The sequence below is a fragment of the Listeria goaensis genome (genome assembly GCF_900186125.1).
Taxonomy (GTDB): domain Bacteria; phylum Bacillota; class Bacilli; order Lactobacillales; family Listeriaceae; genus Listeria; species Listeria goaensis.
In genome coordinates this window covers 48,922-59,989 of sequence record NZ_FYBQ01000013.1, presented here as the reverse complement: position 1 = coordinate 59,989, position 11,068 = coordinate 48,922, and the positions used below count along the sequence as shown (strand labels likewise).

The 11,068-nt window shown below is 40.8% G+C and carries 9 protein-coding genes; all 9 read right to left on the bottom strand.

Going from position 1 to position 11,068, the window contains the following annotated elements; genetic code table 11:
* Window positions 1-135: 135 nt before the first annotated feature.
* Window positions 136-1,587, bottom strand: a complete 1,452-nt coding sequence (locus CFT42_RS12910; RefSeq protein WP_088810989.1) for an ABC transporter substrate-binding protein — start codon at window positions 1,585-1,587, stop codon at window positions 136-138.
* 117 nt (window positions 1,588-1,704) lie between these two features.
* Window positions 1,705-3,306: a beta-N-acetylglucosaminidase domain-containing protein gene (locus tag CFT42_RS12905; RefSeq protein ID WP_088816307.1), complete on the bottom strand. Its 1,602-nt coding sequence runs from the start codon at window positions 3,304-3,306 to the stop codon at window positions 1,705-1,707.
* Window positions 3,307-3,317: 11 nt separating this feature from the next.
* Window positions 3,318-4,802 (bottom strand): response regulator transcription factor, encoded by a 1,485-nt coding sequence (locus tag CFT42_RS12900; protein ID WP_088816306.1) that lies wholly within the window; start codon window positions 4,800-4,802, stop codon window positions 3,318-3,320.
* Complete coding sequence (locus CFT42_RS12895; protein WP_088816305.1) at window positions 4,802-6,514, bottom strand: sensor histidine kinase; 1,713 nt, start codon at window positions 6,512-6,514, stop codon at window positions 4,802-4,804. The genes CFT42_RS12900 and CFT42_RS12895 overlap by 1 nt, the downstream gene beginning before the upstream one ends.
* Before the next feature lie 17 nt (window positions 6,515-6,531).
* Window positions 6,532-7,143, bottom strand: a complete 612-nt coding sequence (locus CFT42_RS12890; protein ID WP_088816304.1) for a YesL family protein — start codon at window positions 7,141-7,143, stop codon at window positions 6,532-6,534.
* Between the two features lie 61 nt (window positions 7,144-7,204).
* Complete coding sequence (locus CFT42_RS12885; RefSeq protein WP_088810994.1) at window positions 7,205-8,128, bottom strand: carbohydrate ABC transporter permease; 924 nt, start codon at window positions 8,126-8,128, stop codon at window positions 7,205-7,207.
* A gap of 13 nt (window positions 8,129-8,141) precedes the next feature.
* On the bottom strand, window positions 8,142-9,071 hold the full coding sequence (locus tag CFT42_RS12880) for an ABC transporter permease (protein ID WP_088810995.1): 930 nt from the start codon (window positions 9,069-9,071) through the stop codon (window positions 8,142-8,144).
* A gap of 205 nt (window positions 9,072-9,276) precedes the next feature.
* Window positions 9,277-9,876, bottom strand: a complete 600-nt coding sequence (locus CFT42_RS12875; RefSeq protein ID WP_088816303.1) for a class I SAM-dependent methyltransferase — start codon at window positions 9,874-9,876, stop codon at window positions 9,277-9,279.
* 60 nt (window positions 9,877-9,936) lie between these two features.
* A complete protein-coding gene (locus CFT42_RS12870; RefSeq protein WP_088816302.1) occupies window positions 9,937-11,055 on the bottom strand; it encodes an alpha/beta hydrolase in 1,119 nt (372 codons plus the stop codon).
* Window positions 11,056-11,068 lie beyond the last annotated feature (13 nt).

Below are 11,068 nucleotides of genomic sequence, written 5' to 3'. Positions count from 1 at the left end.
ATACCATTCAAACAGGAGGTGAGTTGTGACTACTTTGTGAAATTTTCCGGCATTTATACACCCAAAAAACAGCTTTATGGACCTTCAATAAAAAACGAGGTGGGAAAATGTTTTCCCACCTCGTTTTGTATTCGTTTATTTATTTTCTTTCAAAAAAGCATCGTATTGTTTTTGTAGTTCTTTTCTAACCTTTTCGTAGCCAGCTTTTTCGAGTTTTTTGTTCATTTCTGGGATTGCTTTATCTGGATCAAGAGTTCCTGTGTTTAAACCATCGATGTATTGATTCATTACGTTAGCAATGTTTGAAAGCTCGGTTTTAATGGAATCCGTTTTGACGTTAAAACCGAGAAGTGGTGACTGTGTTGCGTTTGCAATAGAATCATCGCGTGTTTTAATCATGTCATCCGTAATGTTTGCAGTTGGGTAAAGAATTTTGTTATTTCCTGTGTTCCAAGCAGATAAATGGTTGTTCGCTTTGTAGCCATCTAATATTTTTGCGTGACCATTATCTGTTTTTTCCCAACTTTTACCTTCTTCACCGTAAACAAGTGTGTTTAGCACGTCTGGATTAGAATTTAAAACGCCGAGAACCTCAACTGCTTTTTCTTTGTTTTTTGAGTTACTTGAAACGACAAAGTTTGCCATTTGAGATTGCGCATTTGTTTTAGATGGGTTTGTAATTGGACGGGATACAAGTTCCTGACCAGCAACTTGCGTAAGTAACATATCACCGTAATCATATGGACCTTGTGTTTCTTGACGAGCAAACCAAGTTGCCCCGTCTAATGGGTATTCCGTTGTATTCGTTGCAGCATCTTGTGCGATATAGCCTTTTTTGTAGAAACCATGCATTGCGCGTAAATTGTCACGTAGTTCTGTTGTATCAAACTGGTTCACAATTTTCGTTGTATCACCTTTTAGGTCTACGGCAAATGGCATGCCATTTTCAATTGGATATTCTAATTCTGCCTCTACTTTAAAGCCTTGTCCAGCGGCTAGCGGCATAACACTTTTTTCGTTTTTCTTAATTGTCGCTAGAAGTGGTTCTAAATCCGCATACGTATTTACATTTGATACATCTAAATTATATTTATCCAAGTATTGCTTGTTGAATGTTAGAACTTGTTGCGCGAACACATTGCCGTTTACAGGCATCGCGTACAATTTCCCATTAATCGAATTCCCTTTTATATAAGCAGGGTCTAGTTGATCGTAAGCTTCTTTAGCATATTTCGGTAAAAGTTCCGTTAAATCAGCGTATGCGCCTTTTTGTGCGTTGATGACATAGTTATTTGCGAAGGCGATATCGTAGTTTTCACCTGAGGATACCATAACGGACATTTTCTTGTCGTAGTCACCCCAAGAAATGAAACGCATATCAAGCTTAGCGCCCGTTTCTTTTTCAATTGTTTCGTTTGCTTTTGCTAACAACTTATCGAAGCCTTCTGGTTTATCTCCGATTTGATACATGACAATTGTATCTTTATCGCTGCCTTTTGCAGAATCAGATGAACCACACGCCGATAGTGAAACAAGAAGGACTGTTGCGAGAATTCCTGTTGTTAATACCTTTATCCACTTTTTCATTTTTCCTTCCACTCCTCTTTAAAATATATAGTTTAATCCAAATAAAGAAAACGCTTTCTAGAAAAAATTATACTATTTGTCCATACTTCCAAAAAGGTATAAATCATATTAAAAAAGCTATAAACTATAGTTTTTGTATAATCGATACGGTAAATTTGAACTCGTCTGGTAGTCCATTTCGGCGAGCTCCTCCGCAGTTTTAGTTGCTTTTGGTAGATCGTTTTCGACAAGCGCTTGGGCTAAAACGAGTTCGCATTCCGCACGCATTAGGCACGGTGCGATTTCAGTTTGAAAGCGCGAATTGGGTAGCTTTCCTAGCTCACGCAGCGCCAAAACGAGTTTTTCTACTTCGTCATAAATTCCTTCTGCATCTTTTTCGCGGAGCAACGTTTGATGGTGCAACGACAAGCCAAAATGAACGCGGGTATTTTGATTGTGCGCTATGAAAATCCGAAAACTTGGCAGGAAGTCGCCTGCAAATTCGGTGAGGACCGCGTCAAAATCCTCGCTGCCACTGTACCAGGCGAACTGGCTCATATGATGAAGCGTGATTTTGGAGAGTTCCAGTGCGGGCATCGGATTTGCGACAAGCCCAATTGCACCGTTTTCCGCCAAATACGGCGTCCGATTTTCATAAGGAGAAAGAAAAAATTGCTTCTTATCGTCCTCAAAGTCGTTGACCGGCGTGTTATCCCAAACAATAATGGGATGCCCGTACACGTCCCGCATGCGCTGCATATCAGCCGTTGTAATCGCATGCGCGAGCGTCTCGGGGCCCGTCCAAAAGAACGGAATTTCAGGCGGCGTATGTTTTTCGAGCTCTTCCAAATACGGCGAATCAAAGCCATTGTCATATTCGGTCGGACAGACGACAAGCTCGTAATGAACAAGCGTCTCGCGCAAAAACGCATCAACCGCGCGAACTAAATAGGCATGCGCCACGCCCGGCGTCGCAAAGCGCTTTTTTGTTTCGCCTTTCAAAATATAGTCAATATCATCGAGCAACAAACCAAAACGCGTCACACCAACATCAATTAGCTGCTTTAATTTCGCAAAAAGGGCCTTTAAATCAGCCTCTGACGTATAATCAATATCATTTCCCGGGCTAATCATATAGTAAAAATCAATGTCCCAGTCGGCCGAAAAATGCACATATTCTTCAAAAAGAGCAAGTTCCTTTTCGGGATAAAACTCACGCCAATTCATGCGAGAAAGCGTATCATGTTTTGGCGCGTACATATATGTGTTCAGCTTATGGTCACGAATGAACCGGAGAGCTTCTAGCCTGTCCTCGTGCTGCCATGGTCTGCCATAAAAACCTTCAACAATGCCGCGCATCGGCAAGGACGCCGCGTGACTAATTGCCCCAAGTGGCACAAAAATCGTATCCGCACGCATCACAATGTGCTCCATAAACGCTTCCATTCCATATCTCAGGCCGCGCCGACAAGACGCGTGAATGGTCACTAGCTCCCGGTCAACCTCAAGTCTAAAGCCATCGCCTAGAATCCCACGGTCAAAAACGTGACGCAGTCTTAAATCGCACATTTCTTCCGTGTCACCCGGCAAAATGTCAAATAAGTGTCTCGGGTTCTTCATTCCGTACGGCACATCTACTGGCTTGCCGAAGCGAATGAAGCGGCTTTCCAAGCGCAATTTAAACGCGCCCTTTTTAAACGAAAGATATTCGCCTGTTAAATATTTTTCTTTGTATTTCACGCTTTTTCCTCCTATTCGATAGGGTCGAAATTCGCTTGATATTCCTCACGAAACTCCTTTGGCGAGATGCCGCAAATCTTCTTAAAACTTTTATAGAAGTAGCCCGCGCTCGTATAACCCGTTTTTTCCGCGATTTCGCTAATCGTCATGCCCGTATCCACCAAGAAACTTTGCGCCTGCTTAATGCGATATTGATGCAAACACTGGGAAAAACTTTTGTTCGTTTCTTTTTTGAAAAGCTGACCGAGGTACATCGTGTTCATGTGAATCCTGCCAGCGATTTCCTTCAGCGACAGTGCAAGATGATATTCCTCTTGGACGATTTCGATAACGTCTTGCACGTGCTGCGAATACATTCTCCGACCTTTACTACTTCTAATTTCTTCTATCGTGTCCCAAATGACCGGTTCAAGTTCTTCAAAATTAAGGCCCGATGTAATCTTTTCCGCCTGATTTTGGTAAAATGTTTCACTTAAACCTTCGAATTGGCGATATAGGTCAATGAAAATCAGGAAAATGATATGCCGGGTGTAATCTGGTTTTGCGGCTGCTGCACGTAATTTTGCAAAGATAATTTCAATTTCACCTTGAATCGTTTCAAAATCCCGCAGCGATAAAGCTTTATTAAATTCAACAAAAGAAATACTCGGTAGCGCCCCGCGCGCATCCACATCGCCCACATCGCTATTTTTCAGACCGTTAAAATCGTAGAATTCATGTAGCCTACTGGAACTAAGTGCGCTGTCGTAACTTGACGGCACATCTTTCATATCGACAACCGTTTCCCCGACAACTAAATCCGCATCACTTAAACCAAGCGCCGATTTCATCTTCCCAGTAAAAATTTTAAGCGGCATTTTATCCCCCAGATAAATAAGCAACCACATATCAATTTCTAGCGCATAATGAACGAGCGGCTGATTTTCTAGAATTAAATACTCTTGAATCCGCGTCTCATTTGGCCCGCGTTTTATAAAAATAACCGTGTAGTTTTCCGTTAAAACGTCAATCTTATTTTCTAGTAAATACGTGCTTAAATCACTATAAATGATATCGCCATGAATCCAACTGAGAATGAAATATTCCGCCAGATACCCTTGATCGCGTTCGTCTTGTTCATCTTGTTTTAGCGCTTTCGTTACGGCATGTAGCGTTTCAATCATCTCCGCTTTATTCACCGGTTTCAGCAAATAATTTTCCGTGCCAAGTTTCAGCGTATCTTTCACATATTGAAATTCCTGATAACCAGAAAGCATGATGAAGCGAAATGGAATCCCTTCCTCTCTCGCTTTCGCAACAAATTCAATTCCCGAAAGAACTGGCATGTTGACATCAACAACGACTAAATCAATTGGGTTTTTGCGAACGTAGTTGAGCGCTTCTTCTCCATTGGCAGCAGTTCCCACAACTTCATAGCCATACTCCTGCCAAGAAATTAGCTTTTTCAGTCCATTTACAATCATATATTCATCGTCTACTAAAAGAACTCGGTACACTAGGATTCACTCCTCTCTTTTTTTAAAGGAAAACGAATTTCAATCGTTACGCCACCCGTTTCGTTTTGCATAATTCGCATACGATACAAACTTCCAAAAAAACCGCGCATTCTTTCATTTACGTTTTTAATGCCAATTGATTTTCCTTCTTCAAGAGAATTATCTTTAAGTAAATCTTCCTCCAATTCGACTAGCTTCTCAGGCGACATGCCCATGCCATTATCCTTCACAATAATGACGACCATTTCCTCTTCCAAAAAGGCTTTTATGCTACCGGCATTATCAATTCGCGTGTAGTCGACGCCGTGAACAAAATAATTCTCAAGTAACGGCTGAATAATAAATTTCGGAATTCGCACATCTCGCACTTCTTGCGCGACCGAAAAAGAATACGCCAGACGATCGGGATAACGCATCTGATACAAGTAAAAATATTTTTCACAAAAATCGAGTTCAGCGGCGACCGTCGTTGTTTTCTCTTGTGAAATATTATTTCTAAGTAGCGCAGCAAACGCGTATACGACTTCTGCAAGTTCATCTGCTTCAAGGCTTACCGCATACATACGAATATACTCGAGCGTGTTGTACAAGAAATGCGGATTAATTTGCGACTGGAGCGCCCGCATATTGGCATCTTTTTGCGCAATTTCTAGTTCATAAATATCGGTAATGTATTGATTAATACTGTAGAGCATTGCGTTTATCCCGTGTGAAATCGCGTATAGTTCCCCTTCTTTACTGCCCTCATCAATTCGTGCTGCGAGCTCCCCATTTGAAACATCTTGAATGGAATAAAGAATGCCTTTTACTTGCCTATTATATTTTGAAAAAATTTTATAGAGTGCTGAAATAAGTAATAAATTAAGTAAAAATACGCCTACCCATAAAAAGATAAGTGAACTTTGCATGGAGTACCATACATTTTGATTGGAAATCAGCGTGATGACTTGATAGCCGTTTGCTAATGTCACGTGCTTGACGATATATTTTTTGTTTAGTTCGCTTAAAGTTTTATCGATGCCATTTGGTAGTTGGGCATCTAAAGTTTCCTTACTTTGATCGTTTTTATCCATTTGATAATTAAATACAAGGTTTCCTTGTTCGGTTAAAATATAGAGCGAAACTGGCAAGTCCTCTCCATATGTCGAGAGCGTTTCCTTAAACTCGTCTGGGCGGAGCGTTAAATAGAAGTCGCCCATTTTTTCAAGTGTCGCCGGATTTAACAAATTTTTCTGCAAACGAATACCGTTTTCTTCTTTTGGGACAGCATCGACTAAGTAGCCGTTTTTATTCGTTAAATCGGAGTAGAGCACTTGCTTTTCGTCTTCGAGCGAAATGGCAATGGACTGAACGCTTTCATCATCATAATAAATTTCGCGCAGTCGCAGTGGTAAATAATTATATTCTGTACTCGTTTCGGCATGCAGGCTGTAATTCAAATAATCTTCGCTATTCATATCAAAAAAATGATGCATGCTATCTACTTTTGCTTGATTGCTGAGTAAATCACGTGTAATCAACTCTAATTTAGAATTTTTCCCCGAGATAATGTCTGCTACATGTCCGGCGGATTGATTCGTTGCAGTTTGCGCAATCTTTTCGTCGCGCTCAAAAATAAAGTAACTTACAAACGCTGAAAAAATAGTGATGCCAACAATTAAGATGACGGCATACCACTTTAACAAATACATGAAAACATTTTTCTTTTTCACAAAACTCCCACATCCTCTTATTCCAGTTCAAACTTCTTGTTTATCATCTCATAAACTCCACGGGTAATAAATAGGGCAAAAAAGATTGCGATTGCTTCCACACCGAATAATAGTAGTGCAGGATATTTAAAGGTCAAAAAACCGACAACGAAAAAGCCTAAGGCCATTTTAATGAGCGTGAAAAAATTGCTGAAAAACGCCATGACAGATAGATTTAAAATATTTCTCACAGTTGTTTCGTAGCGCGCATCGGTTATGAGTACGAAGAAGTAGCCTAAAAAAAGCACGCATAGGCAAAACGCGAGTACGAAAGTAATGATAAAGAAAACGAGGCCCTTCATTTGGACGACTAGAAATAAATTGTAGGCAAGGAGTGCAAATGCGCCTGCAAACAAGTAAAACAATGCATTCCCACGTTTAAAACTTGCTTTAAACTGTGCAAAAGCTCTTTTCCAAGTTATTTCTTTGTAGGAAAATCCTTGCTCAAAAGCGAGTTGTGTGATGGCCGACCACGCTGGGCCGACTCCTAAAATAATGCCGCCGCAAAACATTAGGCCGACAAAAATGAGGTTTAATTTAATGACGGTGTAGCACCGTATAAAGATTTGTTCTATCGCGCGTCCAATCATGCTTCTCTCTCCTTTTAAAAACGCCAGAAAGGAAGCAGAATAAACTGCTCCCTGAAAGGCCTTATTCTTTTACGCCACCGATTGTCATTCCTCTGACGAAATATTTTTGGAAGAATGGATAGCTTAGGGCAATTGGTAGTGTGGAAATAACGACCATCGCCATTCGAGTTGCTTCACGTGGAATTGTCGCAAGGCCACCTGCCATGTTGCCGCTCATTCCGGCATTTTGAGCCATATAATCGATATTTGATTGAATCTTCATAAGTAGATATTGTAATGGGACTAGATTGTCGCTTTGAATATAAAGCAAGGCGTTAAACCAGTCATTCCAATAACCTAATGCGGCAAATAAACTAATTGTCGCAATTCCGGGAACGGCAAGTGGTAATACGATTTTAACGAAGATACGAATTTCACTTGCCCCGTCAATTCGTGCGGATTCAATAATTGAATTTGATACAGAACGATTAAAGAACGTTCGCATGACAATAATATTAAATGGACTTAATGCCATTGGTAAAATTAGTGCCCAAACTGTGTCTTTAAGTTGGAGTAAGTTTGTCATGATGATATAGTTTGGTACCATTCCTGGGCTAAATAACATCGTAATTAGCGCAAAAATGGTTAAGAAACGGCGCCATTTAAAATTCGGTCTTGAAATCGCGTACGCATATGTAGATGTGAAACTTACATTGATGATTGTTCCGAAAACCGTTACAAAGACGGTTACGAATAGCGATTGCAAAATTTGGTCTTTCATTTCATAGAGATAGCGATAACCATCGAAACTCCACTCAGAAGGAATAAGTTGATACCCTTCTGTTACAAGGGCATTCTCGCCCGTCAAAGAAATAATGATAACAAAAACGAGCGGAAACACACACGTAAAGGCGAATAAACCTATTAAAATGGAGAAGAGTAAATTCGTTTTTTTCCCAAAAGTGCGGTGCCTTACTTCTGTAATTTTGATTTTTTTCTCTGCCATTGTTTACTCCCTCCTAGAAAAGTGCGGATTCCGGATCATATTTGCGGACAATCAGATTTGTTCCAACTACGAGAATAAATCCAACTAATGATTGGTAAAGCCCTGCCGCGGCGGCCATTCCAATATCTCCGGTACTTGTTAAACCGTTATAAATATATGTATCAAGTACGGAAGTTACTTCATAAAGTGCGCCTGAATTTCGCGGAACTTGGTAGAATAAACCGAAGTCTGCTCGGAAGATATTCCCGACTGCTAAAATGGATAAGATGGTAATGAGTGGGACAAGCTGTGGTAACGTAACGTTTTTTACTTGCTGCCACTTGCTTGCACCGTCCATTTGTGCTGCTTCATAATAAGTCGGGTCGATTCCCATAATCGTTGCAAAATAAATAATACTGTTGTAACCGACGCCTTTCCATATTCCCATGAACACCAAAATGTACGGCCAGTATTTTGGTTCTGTATACCAGCTAATCGCTTCGCCGCCGTTTGCAACGATGATGCTGTTTAAAAGCCCTTTGTCTGGGCTCAAGAAAGCGTAAACAAAATAGCTAATAACAACCCATGATAAAAAGTAAGGCAATAGCATCGACGTTTGATAGACTTTAACAAGTTTTTTCGAACGCAATTCGCTCATTATAATCGCAATCATTACTGCCACAATAAGTCCTAGCACAATAAACGCTAAATTGTATAGCACGGTATTTCGTGTAATCAAATAAGCATTGTCCGAACTAAATAGAAATTTAAAGTTATCAAAGCCGACCCAAGGGCTTGCTTTCAAGCTGTCAATAAAGCCGCCAGCTGCATACTGGAAGTCTTTAAACGCGACAACGTTTCCGAAAACTGGAATATAAAAGAACACAATTAGCCAAGCAAATCCCGGCAAGCACATTGCCAGAAAAGCTTTATTTTTCATAAATTCGCGTCCCAATTTCTTCATGACTCTCTCCCTTTCTTCTGAAAAACAGTTTCTCGTGTACTTTTATTTTAGCGAAAGAAAAAATTTCTCAAAAGATACAAAACATAGATAAAAAAGGACGAAATATATAATTTAGCTACTCAAGTCTACACGGATAAAAAAGGATTCTCGCCATCATACAGACAAGAATCCTTCACCAAGAAACGCTATAAACAGGCACTACGCTTTATTTTGTGCTTTTAAAAATGAAATAACCTTTCTCTTTCACAACCGTTTCGACGTTTCCGAAAACTTCTTCCATTTTCTTTGCCGCCGAAGGGCCGCCTTGTTTTTTCTGAATTACAATCCATAGCTCCCCGAAGTCCGCTAAATAGCCATGAGCTTCTTCCAAAATCGCATGGACCACTTTTTTTCCGGCACGAATCGGCGGGTTGCTTAAAATCGCCTGATAGTCTGTTTTAGAAACATTTTCATACACGGAGCTTTCAAAAATTTGCACATTTTGAATGTGGTTTAAAGCCGCGTTTTCCTTCGCAAGTTCTAGCGCGCGTAAATTGACATCCACCATATCAATCGTAGCTTCTGGAAAGCTTTTCGCGATAGCGAGGCCAATTGGCCCGTAACCGCAACCGACATCTAAAATGCGTCCTGTTGTCTTGTTTAACTGGAACGCCTCTATTAAAACACGCGAACCAAAGTCTACCGCATTTTTTGAAAAAACACCTGCATCACTTATAAATTTAAATTCATTTCCCCGAAGAACAAAATTCAAATATTTCCGCGCATGTTTTAAATCATCGTTATTAGAAAAATAATGCTTTGTCAAATTTCTTCCCCCATTTCTCTCACCATTAAATATAACATAGGGGAAGAAATTCTGGAAAGGTCAGTCTTGGAAAACTTCTTGCATCATTTTTATGACTTCTTCTGCACAATCTTCTGCTTGCGGGAAAATACCATACTTATCAATAAAGGCGTGCATCATTCCCACGTAGCAAATTGATTTCGTCTTCACGCCGGCTTCTTCTAGTTCTTTGGCAAACACATTTGCAAATGGTCTTAAATAGTCAAATTCGGCGCTTACAAGGAGTGTTGGCGGATAGACTGATTTGTCTTTTGCCGAGAGCGGCGAATAAATTGGGCTCGCTGGATCTTGGTCTCTCACGTAAGCCGTCCGCAAAATAACATTGGCGCCTCCCATTGAATTAAACGCGTCGCCCATTTGTTTTTCTAAATTTTTTTCAAAGTGAAAGCGTTCGATTGGCCATGCATATTTTTGATTTTCCTCATCTAAAAGTGTGAGCGATGGGTAGAGTAGCGCCTGCATGCCGATGTAGTTAGTGCCCTTTTCACGGTCGATGAAGGAGGCGGCTGCGGCAAGTGTGCCACCTGCACTATCTCCTGAAACGACAATTTTCGAAGCATCTGCGTGTAACATGTCGGCATTTTGTACGACCCAAAGCACCGCCTGATACGCATCATTTGTCGCGGCAGGGGCGGGATGTTCCGGTGCCAAATGATAGCCCACGTTAATGACGACGGCTGGAAGCTTTTCCGATAGCCCTTTGCAGAAGTTTTCTACAACGTCCATTTTTCCACCAATAAAGCCGCCGCCGTGATAGAAAATAATTGCGGGCGCTTTGTCTTTCTGATTCATGTGACGGTATACACGGACAGGGAAACTTCCTTCTGCAGTTTTAATCGTATGCTCAGCGACCTCGATATTGTTTGACAAGTCCACATTGGCGCTCCCCATCATTTGGCGCATCGCAAGCGCCGCCATCGATGCTGCCTCAACGTTTGACAAGTCCACATCTTGCGGCATTTCGCCCACCGCCTGATTCGTCCCGCCTTCTTGTGCCTTACGCATATCCGCTGCAAGATACGGATTTAGTTCTCCGGGATTTTGATTTCTTGTTTTCTTAAAATAAACTTCAATTCCATCTTCTTTTTCCAAATCTGTATATTTACCTAGAAACTGTAAATCTTTTCTGTAGTCTGACATCACTTTCTCACCT

Bases quoted from the DNA above. Each gene is read 5' to 3' on its own strand.
- CFT42_RS12870 (WP_088816302.1), bottom strand. From the start codon at position 11,055: ATGTCAGACTACAGAAAAGATTTACAGTTTCTAGGTAAATATACAGAT.
- CFT42_RS12910 (WP_088810989.1), bottom strand. From the start codon at position 1,587: ATGAAAAAGTGGATAAAGGTATTAACAACAGGAATTCTCGCAACAGTC.
- CFT42_RS12880 (WP_088810995.1), bottom strand. From the start codon at position 9,071: ATGAAGAAATTGGGACGCGAATTTATGAAAAATAAAGCTTTTCTGGCA.
- CFT42_RS12885 (WP_088810994.1), bottom strand. From the start codon at position 8,128: ATGGCAGAGAAAAAAATCAAAATTACAGAAGTAAGGCACCGCACTTTT.
- CFT42_RS12890 (WP_088816304.1), bottom strand. From the start codon at position 7,143: ATGATTGGACGCGCGATAGAACAAATCTTTATACGGTGCTACACCGTC.